Annotated in this window: 21 protein-coding genes; 15 read left to right on the forward strand and 6 right to left on the reverse strand. The window is 66.1% G+C overall.

The window, feature by feature from the left end; genetic code table 11:
* The first annotated feature begins 159 nt into the window (after positions 1-159).
* The 4 genes from ACWEKS_RS15855 to ACWEKS_RS15870 all read left to right on the forward strand — a co-directional run bounded on the left by ACWEKS_RS15855 (position 160) and on the right by ACWEKS_RS15870 (position 4,910).
* Positions 160-1,257, forward strand: a complete 1,098-nt coding sequence (locus tag ACWEKS_RS15855) for an AraC family transcriptional regulator ligand-binding domain-containing protein (RefSeq protein WP_452340756.1) — start codon at positions 160-162, stop codon at positions 1,255-1,257.
* Between the two features lie 98 nt (positions 1,258-1,355).
* The gene (locus ACWEKS_RS15860; RefSeq protein WP_452340757.1) at positions 1,356-2,888 is read left to right on the forward strand and encodes a MutS-related protein; all 1,533 of its coding nucleotides are present in this window, start codon (positions 1,356-1,358) and stop codon (positions 2,886-2,888) included.
* On the forward strand, positions 2,879-4,387 hold the full coding sequence (locus ACWEKS_RS15865) for a MutS-related protein (RefSeq protein WP_452340758.1): 1,509 nt from the start codon (positions 2,879-2,881) through the stop codon (positions 4,385-4,387). Before ACWEKS_RS15860 ends, ACWEKS_RS15865 begins: the two co-directional genes overlap by 10 nt.
* Before the next feature lie 235 nt (positions 4,388-4,622).
* Positions 4,623-4,910, forward strand: a complete 288-nt coding sequence (locus tag ACWEKS_RS15870; protein WP_452340759.1) for a hypothetical protein — start codon at positions 4,623-4,625, stop codon at positions 4,908-4,910.
* Between the two features lie 86 nt (positions 4,911-4,996).
* On the opposite strand, the gene ACWEKS_RS15875 is transcribed toward ACWEKS_RS15870, so the two are convergent.
* Positions 4,997-5,335 (reverse strand): hypothetical protein, encoded by a 339-nt coding sequence (locus tag ACWEKS_RS15875; protein WP_452340760.1) that lies wholly within the window; start codon positions 5,333-5,335, stop codon positions 4,997-4,999.
* A 258-nt stretch (positions 5,336-5,593) separates the two neighbouring features.
* Here ACWEKS_RS15875 and ACWEKS_RS15880 point away from each other — a divergent pair, with 258 nt between their 5' ends.
* Positions 5,594-6,526, forward strand: coding sequence for an AraC family transcriptional regulator ligand-binding domain-containing protein (locus tag ACWEKS_RS15880; protein WP_452340761.1), 933 nt, complete (start codon positions 5,594-5,596; stop codon positions 6,524-6,526).
* Positions 6,527-6,799: 273 nt separating this feature from the next.
* Here ACWEKS_RS15880 and ACWEKS_RS15885 read toward each other — a convergent pair whose 3' ends face one another.
* Positions 6,800-7,897 (reverse strand): amidohydrolase family protein, encoded by a 1,098-nt coding sequence (locus tag ACWEKS_RS15885; RefSeq protein WP_452340762.1) that lies wholly within the window; start codon positions 7,895-7,897, stop codon positions 6,800-6,802.
* 599 nt (positions 7,898-8,496) lie between these two features.
* Here ACWEKS_RS15885 and ACWEKS_RS15890 point away from each other — a divergent pair.
* The 4 genes from ACWEKS_RS15890 (at position 8,497) to ACWEKS_RS15905 (ending at position 11,175) form a co-directional block, all read left to right on the forward strand.
* Positions 8,497-8,982 carry a hypothetical protein gene (locus ACWEKS_RS15890; RefSeq protein WP_452340763.1) on the forward strand — a complete coding sequence of 162 codons (486 nt, stop codon included), beginning with the start codon at positions 8,497-8,499 and terminating at the stop codon, positions 8,980-8,982.
* Positions 8,967-9,287: a transcriptional regulator gene (locus tag ACWEKS_RS15895; RefSeq protein WP_452340764.1), complete on the forward strand. Its 321-nt coding sequence runs from the start codon at positions 8,967-8,969 to the stop codon at positions 9,285-9,287. The genes ACWEKS_RS15890 and ACWEKS_RS15895 overlap by 16 nt, the downstream gene beginning before the upstream one ends.
* A gap of 172 nt (positions 9,288-9,459) precedes the next feature.
* On the forward strand, positions 9,460-9,822 hold the full coding sequence (locus tag ACWEKS_RS15900) for a hypothetical protein (protein ID WP_452340765.1): 363 nt from the start codon (positions 9,460-9,462) through the stop codon (positions 9,820-9,822).
* Between the two features lie 468 nt (positions 9,823-10,290).
* Entirely contained in the window at positions 10,291-11,175 is an 885-nt protein-coding gene (locus ACWEKS_RS15905; RefSeq protein ID WP_452340766.1) for a recombinase family protein, read from the forward strand.
* Between the two features lie 174 nt (positions 11,176-11,349).
* Here the strand turns inward: ACWEKS_RS15905 and ACWEKS_RS15910 are convergent, their stop codons facing one another.
* Positions 11,350-11,661 carry a hypothetical protein gene (locus ACWEKS_RS15910; protein WP_452340767.1) on the reverse strand — a complete coding sequence of 104 codons (312 nt, stop codon included), beginning with the start codon at positions 11,659-11,661 and terminating at the stop codon, positions 11,350-11,352.
* 203 nt (positions 11,662-11,864) lie between these two features.
* Between ACWEKS_RS15910 and ACWEKS_RS15915 the strand changes: the two genes are divergently transcribed.
* Positions 11,865-12,086, forward strand: coding sequence for a hypothetical protein (locus tag ACWEKS_RS15915; protein WP_452340768.1), 222 nt, complete (start codon positions 11,865-11,867; stop codon positions 12,084-12,086).
* A 187-nt stretch (positions 12,087-12,273) separates the two neighbouring features.
* Here the strand turns inward: ACWEKS_RS15915 and ACWEKS_RS15920 are convergent, their stop codons facing one another.
* Both ACWEKS_RS15920 and ACWEKS_RS15925 read right to left on the reverse strand, forming a co-directional pair.
* Positions 12,274-13,200, reverse strand: a complete 927-nt coding sequence (locus ACWEKS_RS15920; protein ID WP_452340769.1) for an SMP-30/gluconolactonase/LRE family protein — start codon at positions 13,198-13,200, stop codon at positions 12,274-12,276.
* Between the two features lie 775 nt (positions 13,201-13,975).
* Positions 13,976-14,455, reverse strand: coding sequence for a GNAT family N-acetyltransferase (locus tag ACWEKS_RS15925; protein ID WP_452340770.1), 480 nt, complete (start codon positions 14,453-14,455; stop codon positions 13,976-13,978).
* Between the two features lie 744 nt (positions 14,456-15,199).
* Between ACWEKS_RS15925 and ACWEKS_RS15930 the strand changes: the two genes are divergently transcribed.
* The 4 genes from ACWEKS_RS15930 to ACWEKS_RS15945 all read left to right on the forward strand — a co-directional run bounded on the left by ACWEKS_RS15930 (position 15,200) and on the right by ACWEKS_RS15945 (position 19,091).
* On the forward strand, positions 15,200-15,484 hold the full coding sequence (locus ACWEKS_RS15930; RefSeq protein ID WP_452340771.1) for a hypothetical protein: 285 nt from the start codon (positions 15,200-15,202) through the stop codon (positions 15,482-15,484).
* Positions 15,485-15,672: 188 nt separating this feature from the next.
* Complete coding sequence (locus ACWEKS_RS15935; protein WP_452340772.1) at positions 15,673-16,332, forward strand: hypothetical protein; 660 nt, start codon at positions 15,673-15,675, stop codon at positions 16,330-16,332.
* A gap of 666 nt (positions 16,333-16,998) precedes the next feature.
* On the forward strand, positions 16,999-18,222 hold the full coding sequence (locus ACWEKS_RS15940) for an oxygenase MpaB family protein (protein WP_452340773.1): 1,224 nt from the start codon (positions 16,999-17,001) through the stop codon (positions 18,220-18,222).
* A gap of 71 nt (positions 18,223-18,293) precedes the next feature.
* Complete coding sequence (locus ACWEKS_RS15945) at positions 18,294-19,091, forward strand: TetR/AcrR family transcriptional regulator (RefSeq protein WP_452340774.1); 798 nt, start codon at positions 18,294-18,296, stop codon at positions 19,089-19,091.
* Positions 19,092-19,148: 57 nt separating this feature from the next.
* Here ACWEKS_RS15945 and ACWEKS_RS15950 read toward each other — a convergent pair whose 3' ends face one another.
* Positions 19,149-20,387 (reverse strand): serine hydrolase, encoded by a 1,239-nt coding sequence (locus tag ACWEKS_RS15950; protein ID WP_452340775.1) that lies wholly within the window; start codon positions 20,385-20,387, stop codon positions 19,149-19,151.
* Between the two features lie 86 nt (positions 20,388-20,473).
* Between ACWEKS_RS15950 and ACWEKS_RS15955 the strand changes: the two genes are divergently transcribed.
* Positions 20,474-22,504, forward strand: a complete 2,031-nt coding sequence (locus tag ACWEKS_RS15955) for an ArnT family glycosyltransferase (protein WP_452340776.1) — start codon at positions 20,474-20,476, stop codon at positions 22,502-22,504.
* The last annotated feature ends 38 nt before the right edge of the window (positions 22,505-22,542 follow it).

Raw genomic sequence — 22,542 nt, forward strand, 5'->3', positions numbered from 1 at the left:
ACCTGCGCAGAATTCGTGCCGGGTGCGCTCACCGACCGCGACTTCCTGCTTTCCGCTGGTCAACTCGTTGTGATGAACCCAGAGTAAGACGGATCACAGTCATTTGCTTATCCTTGCGGGACAAGAATCCATTCAGCTCGGGACACGAGAGGATGTGTGGTGAAACCGCTCGCCCGCTATGCCGCGTTGAACAATTACGTGGAGCTGGGACGATCCGTCGGTCTCGATCCGGTTCGCCTGGTGCGCGAATCCGGGCTCGATCCGGCGAGCCTGACCCTGCCGGACCGCTGGGTGCCGGCCGCCACCATCGCCGATCTGCTCGAACGCTCCGCGGCCGCCGCGCAGTGCGAGGACTTCGGGCTGCGCCTGGCCGAGCGGCGACGCTTCGCGAACCTCGGCCCATTGAGCCTGGTCATCCGCGAGGAACCGGATGTGCGCAGCGCGCTGCGGGTCATGTCCCGGCACGAGCACATGTACAACGAGGCGCTGCACACCCGCCTCACCGAACGCAACGGTCTCGCCACCATCCGGCTCGGGCTCGATATCGGGCAGCCCGGCGAAACCCGCCAGGCCATCGAACTCGCCGTCGGAGTGCTGCACGGCCTGCTGCGCGGATTCCTCGGCAGCGGCTGGCAGCCGGTCGAGATCCGCTTCGCCCACGCCGCGCCGTCCGACCGCAGCACCCATCACCGCATGCTCGGGCCGAACATCACCTTCGGTCAGGACTTCAACGGAATCATCATCTACACAACAGATCTCGATGCGCGCAACGCCATGTCGGACCCGCTGCTGCGCACCTACGCCCAGCAGTTCCTCGGCTCCACCGACCTCACCGCCACCGCCACCACCATCGACCGGGTCCGGGAATTGATCGAACTCCTGCTGCCGACCGGCCGCTGTTCGGTCGAACAGATCGCTCGCAGCCTCGGCGTCGACCGCCGCACCATCCACCGGCACCTCGCCGCGGAAGGCGAAACCTTCACCGCCCTACTGGATTCCACCCGCGCCGAACTGGCGCAGCACCTGGTCACGAATCGCCGCCACTCCCTCACCGAGATCGCCGAAATGCTGGCCTTCTCCTCCCCCAGCAACTTCTCCCGCTGGTTCACGAAACGCCACGGCTGCAGCCCGAGAACCTGGCGTGCCCAGGGCAAGCCCACCGTGCGCCCGAAAGTCCATGACGCCCAGCAGGACCTGGAAGGTCACCGTCATCGACCTGCGCCGAATCTGACAGCGGAACCAGAATCCAAAAGATAGCTTGACGGCCGGTAAGGTATTCTCTACCGTGCAATAGGTCCGTCCGAGGCTCGCCCGCTGTTGCCGAGGGGCTGGCATACCTGATGGAGGTGGGGTGTATGCCGGGCGTCAGCATGCTGTGGCCGGACTCAGTGGCGTTGGGCGACAGCCTGATCGTGGATTCGGGCGCGGTGACCGACCTCCATATCGATCGGATCATCGCCGCCGTCGTCGGGGCCGATGAATACCGGCTGCGGGCCTGGCTTTCCGAACCCGTCCGGGACCCGGAGACGGTGAGGTACCGACACGAGATCTTCGCCGATCTCGCGGATGATTCGGTGTGGGAAGCGTTCGACGCGTTCGCCGCCGGCATGCGCCGCACACGTGAACGGCTCGATTGGCAGGAACGCCTGCATCATCCGCATCAGCGTCAGTGGTGGCAGCTCAGTGCTGCTGCCGAATACGTCGAGGCGGTAACGCGGTTCACCGAGGCGCTGGCCGCACTCCCCCTGTCCGCTCGTGCGCTGACCCGATGGCGGGAGTTCATCGCCGAATACATCGTTCGGCCCGACTTCGGGCATCTGGCCACGGCCGTGCACCAGGCGCAGCAGGCGTTGAGATCGGTGCGCTACAGCGTGCGGATCGTCGACCGCACCCTCGAGGTGGGGCCCGTCGGCGCTGAGGCGGATTACAGCGCGGCGATCGCGAAGTTGTTCTCGCGCTTCGGTGTCGGTGCGCCGCGGCCGGGGCGGCCGCGCTCGGACTGGGACGCCATCAATCACATGGAGGAGCAGATCCTCGATCGTGTCGCCGTTTTGCACCCTCGGAGCTTCGAGCAACTCGCCGAATTCGCCCGCAACCACGGGCAGTTCGCCGACACCGCGGTGATGGCGTTCGATCGGGAGATCCAGTTCTATCTGACGTATCTCGCCTTCGTCCGCCGGGTCAGTGGAACAGACCGGGCGATGTGCCTGCCACAGTTGGCAACCCGGGGCACGGAGATTCACGCCGAAGGCGCGTTCGACCTCGCACTGGTCACCCGTCGCGGGCGCGCCGACACCGAAGTGGTGCGCAACGATCTGCGGCTGTCGGGTCCGGAACGAGTACTGGTGGTGACCGGCCCCAACCAGGGCGGGAAGACGACCTTCGCGCGCACGGCCGGCCAGCTGATCTATTTCGCCGCGCTCGGCTGCCCGGTCCCGGCCCGCAGTGCCTGCCTGCCGTTGGCGGACCGGCTGTTCACGCATTTCGAACGTGCCGAGCAGGCAACCGATCCCGATGGGCGTCTCGCCGAGGAGCTGCTGCGCCTCCGCGACACACTCGCGGAGGCGACCGCGGACAGCGTGATCATCCTCAATGAGAGTTTCAGCGCGACCAGTACCGCCGATGCCGTGCGGATCGGCCGCGATGTGCTCGATCGGATCGTCGAGCGTGGCGCGATGGCCGTGTGGGTCACCTTCTTCGACGAGCTGGCCCGGTCCGGACCGGCCACAGTCAGCATGGTGGCCACCACCGACCCCGGCGATCCGTCCCGGCGCACGTTCCGCATCGAGCGCAGACCGGCCGACGGCCATGCCCACGCCGTGGTGCTCGCCGAGCGCTTCGGGCTGACCTACGACCTCGTGACCGCCAGGATCGCCGCATGCAGGTGAATCTTCTCCATCCTGCCGACTACGAACCGCGTCCAGCAGGCAACGGGGACAACGCTTTCGATGATCTCGGTCTCGAGTCACTGTGCACTGCGGCCTCCGACGATCCTGTCATCCGTGATGCCGTGCGGGCCGGGCTGGCGGCACCGGTGACCGATCCGGAGGTGATCCGCTACCGGCACGCCGTGCTCGCCGACTGCCAGGCTCATCCGATACTGGTGCGCGAGCTCTACCTGATCGCGTCCCAGGCAACCGAAGTCAGGCGCCGCAAGGCCGGTCCATTGCACCGCGCCAGTGGGAAACTGCTGCTCGCGCTGGAACCCCTGACCGAGTTGATCACGTTCCTCCGGCGATTGCGCGCCCTCTGCGATCGGGACGGCCGCCGGTTCCGAGCGCCCGGATTCACCCATCTGATGGCCGTCATAGCAGCTGAGCTCGACGACCGGTATCTCGACAGTGTCGAAGCACAGTTGGCGGCAATGGATTTCGACCGCGGTCTGCACATCAGCGCCGGGCTCGGCGCCGGCAACCGGATCGAGGGCATCGTGCTGCACGAGCCGATCCGCCGTCGCCGCTTCGGATTCGATCGCCCGAGCCGCCACGCCTTTCGCGTCATCGACGAACCCGACCCCGAATTCGACCCGGTCATGCAGCTGCGCGACCGAGCCGTGTCCGTGATCGCCGATGTCGTCAACGACGCGGTCGTCCACGTGCAGGACTTCTTCCGGCGACTGAGCAGCGAACTCGCCTTCTACGTCGGCTGTCTCGCACTACACGACCGCTTCCGCAATGCCGGGCTACCGGTGTGCCTGCCGACCCCGCATCCCGCCGGTCAGGCGCGACTGCGTTGCACCGGCCTGCGCGACGTCACACTGTGCCTGACCTCCGGCCACCCGGTGGTCGGCAATGACATCGACGCCACAGGCCGCTCCCTGATCGTCATCACCGGAGCCAACAGCGGCGGCAAATCCACCCTGCTGCGCAGCATCGGCACCGCCCAGCTGATGATGCAGGCCGGAATGTACGTCGTCGCAGACACATTCGAAGCCGATGTCCGCGATGGCGTCTACACCCACTTCGTCACCGACGAGGACCGCACCCTGTCCCACGGCAAGCTGGCCGACGAGCTGGCCCGCATGAGCCGCATCGTCGACCGCATCACCCCGAACTCCCTGCTGCTGTGCAACGAGTCGTTCTCCTCCACCAGCGAACACGACGCCACCCGCATCGCCGCCCCACTCGTCGACGCACTCCTCGAAGCCGGCGTCTCAATCGTCTTCGTCACCCACCTCTACGAATTCGCCCACCGCCGTCACCAATCCGCCCACCCGACCGATCTCTTCCTCCGCGCCGGCCACCACCCGGACGGCACCCGGACCTTCTCCTTCACACCGGCACTCCCGGAACCCACCAGCCACGCCGACGACGTCTTCCGCCGGATCTTCGACGCTCCTACTGCCTTCCACGGTTCAGACGGATCTGCGCTACCAGGGCGCCTCTGACTGCACGATATTGCGGCGCGTGAGGTGAATGTGCCTGCTGCAGGGAGCGCTGAGGCCTTAAAGCTGATCAGGGCATACGCCGAACTTCGTTGGATTTCGACGAGTTCGACCGCGACCCCTGCCAGAACTGCTTGGCTTCGTCCCTCGCCCGCAAGGTCGGCGCACAAACCGACGTGGAAAACGTTGCCCACCAACAACTTCGCAGCTGAATCAACGTCCGATAGGATTTGTCAGGATGAAAAATACAGACCCCTTGGTCCCGGTGCTGACCAGCCTTGTCGTTGACGTCATGTGGTGGCTGGACAGTTACGACGACACCGACGACGACCTGGACGCCGCGGTGGTCAGCATGATGGACAGCGTGGCCTGGACCATCGGCCAGCTCCCCTTCGAGCAGCAGGAACGGCTCCTCGGAGTCCTCCACGAACCGGCAAACGCTGAGGAAAACCCAGCACGTCGAGAACAACTGCGGTCATTTCCAGCCGCGGTGGGACTGGCCGAGGAGCCACCCAGCGGCGAATGACTTCATCTACCACTGAGCTATGAGGTAGCGGTCGCCGCCGTGCTCTGTGCCGGCAGAGCACGGCGAACAGTGCGGGGGAACGGAACCTACTCTTGCGCGGCAGCCACGGCCGCGAAGCCATCCGCGAGTTCCCGGAGCGGATCAAATGTAGGGGCGAAAAGGTTGGCGACCGCGGTGACCGTGTAGGCGGGCTCCGTGGTCAAACCAACGTCTTCGGCGGCAGGTAGCAGTCGCTCGCGGACGAATGCCTCAAATGCGTCCTCGTCATCCCACACTTCCACGATCCGCATTCCAGTCGCGGTTTCCCCCGCGATATGGAGGAGGATGCCCTCGGCCGGTGCGTTCTGGACGCCCATGCGCTCGATGATCGCAACGTAGAAAGTCGGCGAATTGCCGACCCATTCCATAACACTCAGTACCGCCATTTTCGAAGCTCCTTCAATCGATCAGGCCGCGGATCGCGGCCCGTTCTTGACCCAAAGTAGGTGCGCGGCAGCGGCGTTCGGATGCAGGAGCGCGTCAATCTCGGGACTAAACACGACACCGCTGCGGTTTGCTCTCGCATGGGAGGTCAACCTCGAGGGAGTGGCGCAGAAATCGGCTCGGGCGCGCAACATCGGGCTGCGATCGATGGCACGGTGTCATCACACATCACCCGTCTGGTGTTGAGGACTGCTGGTCGGTTGGGTATTGCGGCCGCCGACGCCGAAAACCTAACCGGTCTGACATGTCATCAGTTGGATGACGACCTTGTTCGTCCCCCCACCAACTCGCTCCTGCGCCTCTGGGAGATGATGACGACCGCGGCACCCGAGGGCATGCCAGGGTTGCGGGCGGCGGAGCTGGCCGCAGTGGGCAGCCTGCATGTCTGGGACTACCTGTTCACCAGCGGTGCCACTCTCGCCGACGGTGCCCAGCAGGCTGCGGAATACTTGCATCTGCTCGTCGACCCCTCAGCGACGATGAACGTCCGATCGGACGGGGCTCAGCTGACACTGCGCTACGGTTCGGAAGCATCGTGGACGCCGGCTGCGGGCGCGATCCACGAATTCATCATGCTCCTGATCTTGCGCCGCTGCCGGGAAGCGATCGGCCACTCGATTGTGCCGCTGCATGTCGGGTTCGCCCACCCGGCCCCGCGGACATCCCAACTGCTGGCGGATGCGTTCGGTACGCGACGTCTCGACTTCGGTGGGCAGACCAACTCCATCACATTCCTGGGCTCGGATACCCAGCCACTTCAGCCGGCAGATCCCGAACTCGCCCGCATATTCCGCCGTTACGCCGAGATGACGGCATCCAGGAGCAGGCCATTGCCAGATTGGCGAGACAGCTTCAACGACGCCCTGGCGAAACCCTTCGCCGACAAGACACCGTCCCTGCACGTGGTCGCACACCGGCTTTCGCTCAGCCCCCGCACCGTGCAACGCAGGCTGGCCGACTACGGCACAACGTGGCAACAGCAACTCGACGAAGCACGCCACGCGCGCGCCGAACACCTACTGCGCCATGCCCGAATGTCCCTCGGCACAGTTGCATCCCACCTCGGGTACGCGGATGCACGATCGCTACGCCGCGCTCTTCAACGCTGGGGCAGCACCGAGAAATTGGTGTGAATGCATCGTGGCGTAGTTGCTCAGCCGAGTCGTCGCCGGAGACCCCGGAAGGGGAGCAGGACACCGACCCGGCTACATCGTCGCGCCCGGCACGGACAACCCGCCCCCACCGCCGGTCAAGGCAACTTCGTTGTCTTTCGCGCGATTACTACTTCCGCGACCCTTAAGGCATCTCGTATCAGTGCAGCAGGATGACGCCGGTAACGAGCACCACGCCGAACAGTGTGACAAGGACGGCGGCGACTGACCGCCGCGGCCCGCGCGGCGGTCGCCTCAGACCGGAAGTGCCTGCGCGGGAGCGTGTTCGGTGCCGCCGCACCAGATGGCGCGGATGGCGCGGGTGGCGGCGATGTCGGCGAGGGGGTCGGCGTCGAGCAGCACCAGATCCGCGCGCAGGCCCGGGGCGATGGCGCCGCGGTCGCTCAGGCCGAAGTGCCGCGCCGGGGCGGCGGTGGCGGCTTGCAGGGCCGCCGCGGGTGAGAGTCCGGCGCGCACGAGCAGTTCCAGTTCGTGGTGCAGGCTCGCCCCGTGGGGCGGGTGGAAGGGGATGCCGGGCATCCGGTTGGCGTCGGTGCCGGCCAGGATCGGCACGCCGACGGCGTGCAGGGCGCCCACGGTGGCCAGGGTGGCGTCGAAATACTTGCTGACGCTGTAGATTTCGGCGGCGCCTTCCATCATGGCGAGGGTGGGGACCACCTGGTGGCCGCCGGCGGCGAGGCGGTCGATGTCGGCGGCCGGGATGCGCGCGCCGATGGGGACATGGGTGAGGATGTCGACTCCGGCGTCGACGGCCATGGCGTACGCGCCAGGGGTGATGGTGTGGGCGACCACGACGCGGCCGTACGCGTGGGCCGCACGGACGACCGCCGCGGCGGTCTCGGCGTCGGGGCCGCCGTCGCCGGGGGCTTCCAGGACCATCTTGATGTAGTCGCTGCCGTCGCGGACGCGCTGCGCCACCATGGTTTCCGCGTCGGCCGGGCCGGTGATGACCTCGACCTGCGCCATGCCCGGCACCTGGGCGTGCACGCCGGCCGAGGCGATGATCGGCACACCGGCGCCGCGCACGTCGGTCGTGGCGGTGCGCTCGCGCAGGACCGCCATCAGCTCGCCCTGCAGCGATGCCATGTCCAGGGCGGTCGTGACGCCGTGGGCGGCATACGAATCCAGCGCGTCGAGGCTGTCGAGGTGGACGTGGGCGTCGATCAGGCCCGGGATGAGGATGGCGCCGCCGGCGTCGAGGGTCTGCGCGCCGGTGGCGTCGGTGCCGATCACGGTGCCGTCGATGACGACGGTGGCCGGTTCCCCCAGCCCGTGACCGTCGAAGACGCGGACGTTCCGGATGGCCAGTTTGTTGTCGGAGTCTCCCCGCATCGAACCAATCTAGAACCCGTTCTACACCCGGGCAAGATCGAATCGGCTGGACCACACAGGCTTTGGTGGCCGCGAGCGCAGTGGTGGGACTCACCGCGGCCTCTGCGTCGGCCGCCTCGCTGGGCAGCAGGACCCGGCCGAGGCCACCAACTTCGCCACCACCGTGGCGATCGCCATCGACGCCGCCGCCCAGCCCGGCCCTGCCACCGCCGAGATGCCCCGCAAGATCACCGCCGCCCTCGCCGCCTGAGGCGAACAGCCACCCGGTCCGGTCGCAACGAAGGCCCGCAGATCGCTTCTGCGGGCCTTTCGGGTGTTCGGAAAACGATCGTTTACCGACACTGGCCGGCGAATCAGGGCAAGCGATCAGTGCCGCCATGTGCGCGCACTCACCGAAGGGACCCGCGGCCTTCGATCTTGTTCACATGATTCCCCGGCCTGAGCGAGCGATCGGGCAAAGGCCGCCTACTTTTCCGCCGAAACCTCAACCAAGCCAAGCGGTCTGAAACCAGAACGGGCAAACCCAGGCGAGAGGAAAGTCATCGCAGTGGGCCGATAACTACTTTCCATGATGGAAAGTATCCGATAGGCTTTCCATCATGGAAAGTAACGAGCTGGGGGCGGCGTACACGCCTGAACAGGCGCGACGGGCTCTGGAAGAGGTATCGGCGACCCGGGATCGACTGGTCGAGCGAGCAGCGATCCCGTGGTGGTACCACCTGGGTGTCGCGGCGGGGATCGGCATCGCGCTCTCCTCGTTCAGCATGGGACACGATCTCCCCTCCTCGCTGGTGCCAGCCGGTTTCATCCTGGTTCCCTTCACACTGAGTTGGCTGGTAGGCAAGAAAACCGGTATCGGACTCGGCCTCTACCGCACCACCCCGAGCGTGCTCGCACCCTCGTGGAAGTGGATGGCCAGCGCCACGGTTTTCGTGCTTGCCGGCGCGGCACTGCAGTGGGGATTCGACCTGCGGTGGGCCATGGCGGCGACCGGGTTGGCAGTTTTCGGGCTTACGTTGATCTACTCGCCGCGCATCATGGCGGCGATGCTCGAGGATCTTCGCGCGGGGTGGACCGGCCGCTGATGGCACCTGCTGAGCCCGCATTCGACGAGATCATTCATCCACCCAACCGCTTGAAGCTGTGTGCCATGCTGGCCACGGCCGATCTCGTCGAATTCGCCGTCGCGCGAGAGGTTCTCGACATCAGCGACTCGGTACTCAGCAAACAAGTCAAGATCTTGAAGGACGCCGGGTACGTGCGGGTCGCCAAGAAGACTCGCGATGCCCGACCCCAGACCTGGATCGGGCTGACGAAGGCCGGACACGCCGCACTGAGCGGGCACCTGGCGGCACTGCAGAAAATCACCGAACAAGCCCAGAGCGTATAGCCGGTTGGGAATCGTTCAACTGGGAGGGGATCACTTTGCAATTCAGAAAGATTCAACGTCGCGTCTCGCCGCTGTGTTGATGATCGGCGGATCCGCTGGTACGGCTCGCCGGCGTCCTATCTGGAATCCCCGGCGGTCAGTGCCGCGACGTGAAGTTCAGGGAGATCGAAGAATGAAAGCTGTTGGGACCCTCGCTCTCAGCCTTGCCGCAACTGGGCTGTTGGCGGGAACGGCCCACGCGGGCGCGGGCAGTATCCAGCTTCTGAGCATGAACCCGGCCGGGAACATCGCCAACATCATGGTCACGTGCTCGGGCACCGATACCGGCTACACCACCCCGGTTGTGGCGACCGCGACAGACTGGGATACACGTCAGACCGCGACAGGCACCAGCGGAACCGCCCGCTGTGACGGGAATCCACAGGTGGTCGGCGTGCTGTGGGGCGGGCGCTTGTTCGACTCGCAACCCGGCGACCGGATTACGTACAGCTTCTCGGCCGGTGACGCGTACCTCTCGGGTGAGATGACGCTATGACCGTTCGTAGCGCGAATACCGCGAGCCGCAAGGAAGACCAGTGAAGCACTATCTGCTGGCCGCTACTCCAAGGCGGATTTGCCGATAAGGCACACATGGTAGTCACGCACACGCGAAAAGGCCCCGATTCCGGTCGGGGCCTTTTCGCTGTCTCAGGAAGCGGCGACCGGTGGCATTCACCCGAGGTCGCAAGATCAGGATGTCGGGGCGTGGGGTCACGGGTGTGTCGTGGCGAAGTGGCCAGCCCGGCCTCCCTTCGTCGCCGCGACCGCGCCCTTTCCCTCACCACAACCAGCTGGCGTTTTCCTACAGCCGACCAACTGAACAGACTTCGAACATCACTGACGGCGACTTCGAAAGCTGACATGAAGACCCTGGTCGACCCGATCGAGCGAGTGTCGGAAAAACGTGTCGAAAACCTTTGGTGTCCAACAAGTCCTGTCGGACCTTTCTCGTACAGTCACGGTCATGACCGACACCTCCGCCGTGACGCCGGCGCTCGTTCTCGACGGTGATGCCCTCGATCCGATCGGCGGCGGTGGCGCGCTCGTCGGCTACGCGCGGGTGTCGACCACCGGGCAGCTGCTCGACCGCCAGCTGCTGGCATTACGTGAGGCCGGATGCCAGAGGGTGTTCTCGGACAAGAAGTCCGGCAAGAATATCGAGCGCGAGGAACTGCACAAGTGCCTCGACTACCTGAGGCCCGGCGACACCCTGGTGGTGCCCGCGCTGGATCGGCTCGGCCGCTCCCTGCAGGATCTGATCTCGATCGTCGCCGGACTCCGCAAGCGCGGCATCGGATTCCGATCCATGCACGAAGCCCTGGACACCACCACCCCCGGCGGGCGCCTGGTGTTTCACGTCTTCGCTGCGCTCGCCGAGTTCATCCGCGAGCTGATCGTCGACGGCACCCACGAGGGCCTGGCCGCCGCGCGCGCCCGCGGGCAACGCCTCGGCCGCCCACCGGCCATGACCGGCGAGCAGATCCGCCAGGCCCGCGCCCTATTGACCCGGCCTGACGAATCGGTGTCCTCGATCGCCCGGTTGCTCGGGGTCTCACGTTCCACGATCTACAAGTACGTCCCCGAGATCGGCACGGGCCGAGGCCAACTCGGTGCTGGGGAGGATCCGCCGCTGTCGGAGGTGGGCGAGTACGACGATCTGCGACCGTCCCGGCCCGTGAGGTCCAGTGACGAGAAAAGTCACGTTCAGCGTGAGCGGGTCGCGCAGGCGGTCAGCAATCAGCTCGCGGCCCTCATCACCCAAGCACAAGGACCGCTCCAGCTCCGCCCGCGACAACGCCATGAATCGGCCGTACTCGCTCACGCCCTCATCACGCACAGCCGGGCATGAAACCATCAGCGCCACAACGCCGCTCGTAGTTCACCGAAGAATGACGATCGGTCCGCCCGCCAGCCGCGCACGCGGCTAACGAATCACAACGACGTGAGACACGGTCTAACCGCCCGCTCCACCCACCGAAATCGAAACCCCCTCAGCCGGTTGACATTTATAGGAGCGTCAAGCTCAGGAGTCGATGGGCCGGAGCTTCTCGTCTTTGACAGCGGCCTTGATGAAGCCCTCGATCAAGATCCGGTTGAGGTTCCAGGGGTCACTGATCGGATAACCTCTTTCGATGGCGTTCTGATGGTCGGCACCGTTTTCGGGCACATCCCTGCGAGAGCCGTACGGTCCGTACGGTCCAACCGTCACCATCGAGGTGACTGCGGTGATGACTGCTTGTGACCGGGAAGATATGTAGAGTTCATCGCGGTTGCTACTATCCGGCGGCATCAACGATAGGTCATACACCAGCTCAACTTTGTCGCCGACATTCATGGAAACAGCCTCTCGATGGAAACGACACTTCCAACCACTCGGACATACCGCTGAAGCGAAACGTCCACGGTATCACTAGTTTTCGACTTCCGGCCCATTGGCGATAGGGTGCAAAGCGTCTTGCTGTCAGGCAGGGCGTTGTGCATCGGTCAGGCAGCCGAGCATTGCGAACCGGGCGGTCCGGCCAGACAGAGGTGCGCGAAATGCGAAGCCTGGAAGAGGAATTCGCCGACTTCATCGACCGGGTGAAGCGCATCGACTGGTCCAGGCTGGCCGCCCGGCGCGACGAACTGCCCAAGGAACTGGCCGCCCTCGACCAGGCGGTGGCAGCCGTCCCCGCCGGCGCCCACCGTGGCGAGCTGGACAAGCTGAGCCGGGAGGCCTTCACGGCCTGTGAGGGCCAAGTCCGCCGGATCTGGCGGTAAGCCGCCACCGCAGATAGTTTCGCGAGTCGGCAGCATTCGCCGGCGCATACGCCCAGGTCGCTGGCCGAGTTACCGCACATAGTGCGCGGTTATGCGCGGTAGCGCGCTAACGCCAGATTCACAGATTTGGACTGGCCGCTAGAATCGCCCCTGGTCAGAACGCCATCCCGTTGGCTACCGCCAGATTTCACGCTGATGGACCCCACGGGCCGACACCGGCCGGAGGCCGGATGCGGCGGAAGGTGCCGTCGAATGCGGTGACATACAGTGCCCAGCCGGCACCGTCCGGGCCGATGCGGACCGAGGACGGGCCGCTCCAGCCCCAGGAGATGCCGGTCGCGATCGAACAGGTGGCGCCGGTCGCCGGATCCAACCGATCGATCGAACCGCCGACATGCGCTGCCACGTACAGGATCCCGGTCTGGGAGATGGTGAGGTCGTCGTCGCCGGGGACGACGCCGCCGAGCCGGCCCACCGTGGTCCAATGCCCGGGATCATCAAGCGGGATGCGGTAGATCTGACCGGTGATCATGTCATCGGTATAGACCGCCGTGCCGTCGGGACTCAACGTCAGTCCTTCGGCGCGGGGAACCGGCGCCCAATTCGGTTGGACCACACCGGTGTCGTGGTGATAAGCGCTGACACCGGCCGGTGCGGTGCCCTCGAGGCCGATCCAGGTGGTCAGCAGGTCGCCGTTCGGTAGCCGGAGCAGGCCGTTGCCGGTGAGATCGGTCACATGGGTCACCGCGCCGGTCGCCGTGTCCAGCGCGTGCACGCCGACGGTGCCGTCGGTCATGCCGCCGCTGACGTACAACGTGCTGCCATCGCGCTGCAACCCACCCGGTCCGTAGGCGAAATCGTCTCGTACGACAGTGACATTGCCGGCCGCGTCGATGTCGTACAGCTTGTGCGCTTCCAGCCCGGAGACAAAAAACCCGCCGTTCCCGTCGGTTTCGAGATTCTCCACGTTGCCCAGCCCCTGCGCCAGGGTGTCCATCTGCCAGCCATCGCAGCTGCCCGGCGCCGCCTGTGCGGATCCGGTGGCGCACAGCAATCCGGCCACGACGGTCGCCGCGACGCCGACGACACGAATTCGGCTGGTAGACATATCCATATGTCGGCAGCCTATTAGTTGGGCGGCACCGGCACCGCACCAATCGTGGATCCGATGCGCTGGCCGGTTTGCTGAACGGCGGCGGCAGAGCCGCTCTCGCTGACCGGGACGTCTTGCGTGGCCATCACCATGTTCGGTGCCACCACGAGTCCGCCACCCAGGCCGACCAGTAGTAGCGGCCCGGCGACAAGCAAGCCCGCGCGGCGGGCGTTCGGTCACACGCTCTTTCCACACCTTCATCGGCGCCGATGGCTACCCACTGGCCGACTTACGCAGCGACCTGCACCGGTTCGTCGATGTCCTTCAAGGTCTCGCGATCCCCGCCGACGACCTCCACCCCGAGCCTTTCTGACACGCCCGGACGTTGAACACGCCGACCGGGGTGGTCTCACAATTCATGGATACACCGGCCCCGAACCGGCCCAGAGCGGTCTCCGAATTCATGGATAAGTGGTCTCAGAATTCGTACTTATAGCCACCCGCCCACACCTCAGCCTGAGGGGTACTGCCGAAAATCCAACGAAGGTCAGGATGTTCGCTGGTAGAGGGGTGATTCGCTCGTTCCGGCTGTGGGGCAGGGTGCACCGATCACGACACCTCGCAGCCCCAACCCGCCATCGTCGCTGGTCAAGGCAACTTCGTTGCCTTTTCGCGCGATTACTACCGGAACCCCAACACGGTGAAGGCCTCCCGGCTCAGCTTGTCGGGGTGTGAGATCCAGGTCCGCGAAAAAGTCACGCTAAGACCGCATCTGAGAACTTGCTCCGGCAGGCGTTCAGTCGGTGAGGTCGCGGTAGTAGAAGTACATCGGTTCGGGTGCGCCGGGTTCGGTGTGGCGGAAGCCGTGGGCTTCGTAGAAGCGGCGCGCGTCGGTGTCGACGCCGTCGACGTTGATCTGCAGCTCCTCGGCACCGCGGGCACGGGCCAGGTGGCAGGCGGCTTCCAGCAGTGCGTGGCCGAGGCGGTGGCGGCGCAGGGCGGGCTGTACGTACAGCTCCTCCAGCAGGGCCACCGGTCCCTCGCTCCACACCGCGGGGCGGAAAGAGACGACAGCGATGCCGGTGGCCGGGTCGCCGCTCAGCAGGGCCACCAGATCGCCGCCGGTCAGGGTGCGGCGAAGGCGTGTGGTGAGGATCTCGGTTCCCGGTGTGGGCGTATCGAATTCGCGGTTGAAGGCGTCCAGCAGCGTGGCGACAGTGGCTGCGTCGGATACGGCGGCCGTGCGGATCTGCCGATCCAGCTCTTGTCTGGTCATCCAGACAGCCTCGCAGCCGATGACTGCGGTCGCACTCGACGGTGTTGCATGGCAGGGATTTGACGTCGGATGGGACGATCCGACGACCGATTCGGTCCAGGGCTGGCTGCGCCGGGCTGCCCGCTGTTCGCACGCGCACTCGGGATAGCCCAGTGGCGGGGTGTACACCGTCGCGCCGCAGACCCTCGGACCGCCCAGTCCGCAATGCTCGGCTGCCCGACCGACGCACAACGCCCTGCCTGACAGCAAGAGGCTTTGCACTCTATCGCCAATGGGCCGGACGTCGAAAACTAGTGATACCGTGTACGTTTCGCTTCTGCGTTACGTCCGAGTGGTTGGAAGTATCGTTTCCGTCGAGAGGCTGGTTCCATGAACGGGTAGCGGCCCGGGGTGTCCTCGACCGATTCCACCGTCGCGGCCTCGCCCTCGATGGCGAGGACCTCGAACACCGACACCCCGCTGGCCACCAGCTTCGCCCGATCACCGACTGCTAACACGCCAGAGCCTAGCCGAACACATGTTCGATCCGACGACGCCCTAGTGGGCTGGATCCCGTGCCCGGCCCCGGCTGCCGCCGACGGGACTTCCCCGGCGCGGACCGGCCACCGCACGCACCAGTGCCGGGCCTGCGGCGCGACGGTGTGCACCCCGCCACTGGACTATCCCGAGTGCGCGCGCGAGCAGCGGACAGCCCGGCGCAGCGAGCCCTGAACCGAGAGGGCTGGGGCCTACCCTGGACGAGTCGTGTCCGACCAGACAGGGGTGCGCGAAATGCGAAGCCTGGAAGAGGAATTCGCCGACTTCATCGACCGGGTGAAGCGCATCGACTGGTCCACGCTGGCCGCCCGGCGCGACGAACTGCGCAAGGAACTGGCCGCCCTCGATCAGGCGGTGGCAGCCGTCCCCGCCGGCGCCCACCGTGGCGAGCTGGACAAGCTGAGCCGGGATGCCTTCGCTGTCCCGGAGCGCCGGGTCTACGCCCTGGACCACCCGCCAGTGCTCGGCCCCGACCGCCGGCGGGAGCGGTAGCCCGCAACCGTCGACTCGGGCAAAAAGTCTCGCGGCGGTGTGGCCTCTCCTAGAATCAAGATCACCTGGTGACCGTCGGTTCGGTTCGGTGACCGGTGACCGGTGACCGGTGACCGGGTGATGTTGCACGCCGTCACGGGTGCGTGATGCAGATTCCTTCTTCGTTTCCGACGTGAGAGGAGTTCGTCATGGCTGGCAACAACAAGCCGTCAATGCAGCAGAAGCTCCCCGGAGGCACCGTCTGGGTGTACCCCGCCAACGGTGCGGAGCAGATCGACGATCCGGTGATCGTGGTCGCCGAGCCCGATCAGGGCCCCACCGACCTCGACGCGTTCGCAGACCGGGTGGACGGCCCGGACTACCCGCTGCGGACGAAACTGGCCCAGCGCGGCAAGGACGTGATCCTGGTGGGCTACGACGACAAAGCCGACTGGAACACCGCAGAGCGGGTGATCGAACAGGCGGCGATATACACCCAGCAGATGCGCGCCAGTAGCAAGCCCATCACCGTCGTCGGTGCCGGACGGGCCGCGCTGCTGACCCGCTACGCCATAGCCCGTCTCGAGAACATGCGGATGGATCATCAGGTGGCTGCCCTCTTCAGCCTCGACAGCACGACACCGACCGCGGCCGAGAAGAAAGCACTCGATGATGTCGGAGCCATGCCCATGATTCCGCGGTCGGGGAAGATCACCAGCGCGGGCACCCGCGACTTCGAGGGCCTCGGCCCCCGCGACTCCCTGGACAAGTCCCAGTTCGACGACGCCCTCTACGCATCGGGCCCGGCCTCGGAAATCTCGCTGGTCAACGAGGAAGAGGGCGACTGGCTGCTCGAACGACTGCCCTGACCAACCGGGCGACCTGACCACCCGCTCTGCCGAAACCCAAAGTGCCCCTGCTTCACAGCAGGGGCACTTTGCCGGTCGGGGTCTCCCAGCCGGACCCGTTGTCTACCACGACCGACCACACGCTGGTATCAACCATCGGCCGCCAGTCGGCCGAGTTCCGCTACACACCTACCGGCTCACCGATACCGGCATCATGGTCCCGGCCCTACCGGTCATCGGGCCCGAACAACCGGCATTCGAGATCACCTCGAGGCACCAACGTCCTGAGACGTCACACCTAGCGGCGGGCGAGGATCCGCGCCCGGCGCCGCTCTGAGGCCCGCTGATCGGAGGCTGGTTGCCGATGGAAGTGTTCGCGAGAGTTGAATACGCGCGCTTACCAGTCCTGAACCCCAGACCGCGACGGAGCCGATCCAGAGCGGTTGCGTCCGAACCTAAATGGCGATTCCCGAGCGTTCGGTCAGCGCGACGGGGCCGCTGCTTCCGGCCGACCCCAGGTCCAGGTGGTTGAGGAGGTTCTGGATAACGACGTACGGATTCATCGGCCGGTCCTTCGTCTGGAAATTCGTGCCAACTGGTTGTGACAGCCGTCACGGTGTGCTCTCATCAAGATACACAGATACATCGCATGTTTCTGTGTATCAGACTCACGAACAGGAAATCGGCATGGATGCACACCGTCTCAGCAGGCGCGACGCATTGAGGACAGGTGGCGGTTTGTTGGGCGTCGTCGGTGCGATGACACTGACCGCGCGTACCGCGAGGGCGGAGCCATGGAGGTGGTCGCCCGCCGATTCGGTGGTCGGCGCCGGTGGCGGCGCCGACCCGTTGACCGTGTACGACCCCGATGCCGATTCCGTCTTGGCAGATGTGATCGACCACGCCGATGTGCCCGAGGTCAACAGACTGCTGGCGACCTGGGTCTACAACGACCAGCCCCTGCCCGCCGGTCTGCCGAAAGGCTTGGCGGACTTCATCGAAACCGCTCGCCGGCTGCCCTCGTGGACCGACCAGGGCAAGCTGGCCAGCTCCTTCGAGTTCAACAAGAAGCGCGGTCTGTATCTCGGCGTGCTGTATGCGTTCGCCAGCGGCATGATGTCGACGGTCATCCCGCACGAGGCCCTCGCGGTGTACTACTCACGCGGCGGATCGCACCTGAAGGAGCGCATCGCCAAGACCGCGAAATTCGGGTACGACATCGGCACGGTCAATGCCTACGGGGACGGCGGCGAGATGATCGTGACCTGTGTGAAAACCAGGATCATCCACGCGTCCGTGCGGCATCTGCTGCCGCAGTCGCCGCACTGGCCCGCGGGCGTCACGCCGATCAGCCAGGACGACATGATGATCACCTGGCACAGCTTGGCCACCACCATCATGCGGACCCTCATCGCGTGGAAAGTCCCCATCCCCGCCGCCGAATCCCATGGCTACCTGCACAGTTGGCAGCTGGCCGCGCACCTGCTCGGCATTCGCGACGAGTACATCCCCGCGACCTGGGAGCAGGCCGATGCGCAGGCAAGCCAGCAGCTCGACCCGATCCTGGCACCGACCGCGGAGGGCAACGACCTGGCCAACCAGTTGCTCGACCTCGGCGCCGATCTCGACCTGACGCTGCTCAGCCGGGGCATTCTGGGCGCGTTCACCCGATTCATCATGGGAGACAAGGTCGCCGACTGGCTCAACATTGCTCGGGAACCGGTCTGGAGCCCGCTGCTCGAGCTGGCGTGGGGCCCGTTCGTCGCGGTTCGGGAAGGAGTGTTGTCGGTGGCGCCGGTGGTGGACGCACCCTACTGGATGTTCGACGAGTTCCTGCGCCAGTTCGCCCTGTGGTACGTGGCCGAACTACGGATGCCCCTGAGCATCGAAATCCCGCTGACCAACCGATGATTCGCCGTCCTCGTCCAGGGACATAGGGTCCGGACGACACGCGGCCCGGCACGGGTACCCCGCTGGATCCGATGAAACAGCTAACGTACCTGCGTATCAACAACGATGTGGAGTACGTGCAACGCGAACATCCGGCGAAGCGCGATCGCGGCGCAGCCCGAGAACTGACGCAGGACAAGATGTTTCAGGAGGACACCGTGGAATCTGCGCCGCCCGCGAATGAGCTCCCCGCCGGGAAATCCTTGCTCGAACGCGCCTACCTGCAGGCCGTCGAACAGGTCGACGACACCGACCCGATGCGCACCCGCATCCTCGACGCGGCCGAGGAACAATTCCGGCGGTGGGGTATCCAGCGCTCGACCATGGAGGATGTCGCGCGCACCGCGGGGATCTCACGGATCACCGTCTATCGCCGCTTCGCCACCAAAGAAGAACTGGTCGAACGCGTCATCCTGCGTGAATTCCGCCGGTACTTCGACACATTCCTCGTCGATATCGCGGCGGCGGCGAATGTCGGCGACCGCGTCGTCCTCGGATTCGTGAGCTCCCTGCGCGCGCTGCGCGGCAACCCCCTCATCGGCGCGCTGATCACCGCCGAACCCGACCACTTCGTCAGCTCGCTGGTCGGCGACGACGGACGAGCGGTCGCCATGGTCCGAGAATTCGTAGCCCATCAACTCCGCCAGGAGCAGCGGGCCGGCACCATCCCACCGGACCTGCAAATCGAGCTGGTCGCCGAGTTGATGGTCCGAATCTGCGCCTCGTTCCTGGCAATTCCGAGCCAGGTCGTCGACCTCGACGACGACGAACAACTCGCCGCCATCGCCCGCCAATTCCTGGTCCCCATGCTCGACCCGCACGGGCGATAGCACGCGAACACCGGCGATCGTCTTGCGAAGTCCGGTTTTGTCAGGGTGGCCGAACCGTCATCCGCGATCGGTGCGGGGATCCATGGTCGCGGATATCTGGGCGACCAGGCGCCAGGGGCGGTCGGTATCGGCCTGGGCCTTGCCGCTGGTGAGGATGGCGCCCGACAGGTTGCGGGCACGATCGGACCAGCCGTATTGGGTGGTGAGGCCGCTGCGGCCGAAGTGGGATTCGGTGTTGCGGCCGAACTTCGAGCGGCGGGCGCCCAGTTCGTAGCCCGCCACGGAGACACGGCCCGCCATGCCGGGCAGCCAGGGGGCGGGATGGATTGCGGCGGCGAGGGTTTCGGGGCGCATGATGCGGATTCCGTCGAGTTCTCCGCCGCGGGTGAGGATTTCATAGAAGCGGGAGAGTTCGGCGGCGGTGGTGACGAGGTTGCCGGAGGGGAGTTCGGCGGTGAGGAAGGCGCGGGCGGCGGCCGGGTCCGTCGGGCCGGATAGGCCGCCGCCGAGGGCTCGGCCTGCCAGGTGACGCCAGACTTTGGAGGGTCCGGGGCCGACCTTGACGCTGGGCACCACCTGGTCGACGTCCTCGGGGCGGACGCCGAAATTGGTCCAGCGGAAGCCGAGTGGTTCGAGGACCTGTTCGCACAGATGGTCGCGCATGGCTTTGCCGGTGGCGCGCTGGACCAGCAGACGCTGGATCAGTCCGCCGGTCAGTGCGTGATAGACGCGAAACCGGTTGGGCGGCCAGCTCGGAACCAGGTCGGCCAAGCCCTGGACGGCGAGTTCCTCATCGAGGACCAGATCGGAGCCGCGGTGGGGCGGGGTGATGAACGGGACGCCCGCGGAGTGGGAGAGGACGTCGCCGATGGTGATGCGGTCCTTGCCGTGGCCGGCGAATTCGGGGATGTAGTCGCGGACGGGGTCGGTGAGCGCGAAGGCGCCCTGTTCGATGAGCATGAACATCAGGGCGGCGGATACGCCCTTGGCCGTGGAGAATCCGCAGAAAGGCGAGTCCGGGGTCACCGGGCGTTTGTCGGCGTCGGGGGAATCCTTGGGCGCATTGCCCCAGCCGTGGCCGATGGCCCGGTTCAGCACGATGTGGCCGTGACGGCGCAGGCACACCTGGATGGCGGGTGTGGTCCCCATGCGGTACCAGTCCTGCACGGACCGCCAGATCGCCTCGATATCGCCGGGCGCGAGTCCGGCGTCGGCGGGGTCGGCTTCGGGTCCGAGGGTGGTCACCGCGTCGATGTCCGGGTCGATCCGCACCAGCGCTGTCATACCTGGGCTCATCCGACCAGCATAGGGAGATCCCGGTTCACAGGAAGCTCCCAGCGAGGAGTCAGGGTCTTCACCGGCTGGCGCGACACACTCCCGCGGTGAGCGTGACCACTGCCGAGCTGGCCCCGTCCGAACCGACCGCCCCGCCATCCGAGCCATCATCGGAAGGCCTCTCCCCCGCCCGCCGCTGGGAACGGCCGGCGCTGGCGCTGCTGCTCATCGGCACCGCCGTCGCATACCTGTGGAACATCACGGTCAACCAGATGGGCAACGGCTTCTACGCGGCTGCCGCCTGGTCCGGATCGCAGAACTGGAAGGCGCTGCTGTTCGGGTCGCTGGACCCGGGCAACTTCATCACCGTCGACAAGCCGCCGGTCTCGCAGTGGGTCATGGGCCTGTCCGGGCAGCTATTCGGGTTCAGCAGCGCGAGCATGCTTGCGCCGCAGGCAATCATGGCGGTGGGCGCGGTCGCGCTCATGTACGGCGCGGTCACCCGGGTCACCCGCAGCCGCGGCGCGGGCCTGCTGGCGGGACTGGTGCTCGCGGTGACGCCCGTGGTGGCGTTGATGTTCCGGTTCAACAATCCGGACGCCGCCATGGTGCTGCTCATGACCGCCGCGGCCTACTGCACCGTGCGCGCGCTGCCGCGGGCGAGCCTGAAGTGGATCGTACTGACCGGTGTCGCACTGGGATTCGCGTTCCTGGCCAAGATGCTCGAAGGCCTCATGGTGCTGCCCGCGCTCGGGCTGGCCTATGTCATCGTCGCACCGACCACGCTGCGCAATCGGCTGCTGCACTCGCTGGCAGCGCTGGGCGCGCTGATCGTCTCTTCCGGCTGGTACGTGCTACTCACCATTGTCTGGCCCGCCGATTCGCGCCCCTATCTGGCGGGATCGAAGGACAACACCTTCATGGATCTGGTGCTGGGCTACAACGGTTTCGCCCGCTACCTGGGCAAGAACCACATGGGCGGCAACGCCAAGAACCCCTTCGAACTGCCCGAGGGCTACCAGATTCCGAAGGCGTTCGAGGGCGGCGGATTCGGTGGCGGATTCGGCAACGGGCCGGACCGGATGTTCACCGGTGAAATCGGTTTCGAGATCTCGTGGCTGCTGCCGGCCGCGCTGCTCGCGTTCGTGCTGGTGCTGGTGTCGCGGGGACGCCGGCCGCGCACCGATCTGATCCGCGGCGCGGCGCTGGTGTTCGGTCTGTGGCTGGTCATCGACGGGGTGCTGTTCTCGGCGATGAAGTCGGGCATGCACGCCTACTACACGCTCGCCGTCGCCCCGGCGATCGCGGGCTGCTTCGCCATCGGCGCGTACGAGGTGTGGCGGCGCCGGGCCGAGGCGTTCGGCCGCGTCGGCGGCGCCGGGCTGATCCTCTCGGCGGGGATCTGGGGTTTCGTACTGCTGCAACGCAATTCCGACTGGCTGCCGTGGCTGCGCTGGACGGTGCTGGCGGTCACGGTGATCACAGCGCTGGGATTGCTCATGCTGGCGCTGCCGGTCGCGGCCCGCTGGGACCGGCAGCGCGGCCGCGGGACCGCGGTGCTGCTCGTGGTCGGTGTGATCGCGGGCCTGACCGGTTCCACGGCGTATGCGGCCGCGACCCTGCCGCAGTCGCACACCGGCGGCGGCCCGACCGTGGGCCCGCCCCAGCCCAAGAAGGCCGGACCGGCCGACCAGTTCCGTAAGCAGCTCGAGACGCTGTTCGGTGGTCAGACCGATCCGCAGCTGGTCACGCTGCTGCAGCAGACCAATACCAAGTGGTCGGCCGCCATCGACCGTTCGTCGCCCGCGGCCGGGCTCGAATTGGCCAGCCGCACATCGGTCCTCGCCATCGGCGGCTTCACCTCCGAGGATCCGGTGCCGACGCTGCCCCAGTTCGAGGACATGGTCCGCAACCACGAGATCACCTACTACCTGGCTCCTGAGGTTCCGCTGCCCGACTCCTGGCGGGTGGATCCGAAGCCCGGTGACACCGCCGCGCCCGCGCAATCGGGTGCGAAGCAGGGCGTCTGGCGTCCGACGGGCAACAAGGAGATCCTCGACTGGGTGACCGCCCACTACACGGCGACCCAGCACTTCGGTTACATGGCGGCCTACGACCTGACGGTCCAGCCGCACTGATCCCTACGGCGGCGTCCCCGGATTCCGGCTCGGCCCAC

The organism is Nocardia sp. NPDC004711, from assembly GCF_053601595.1.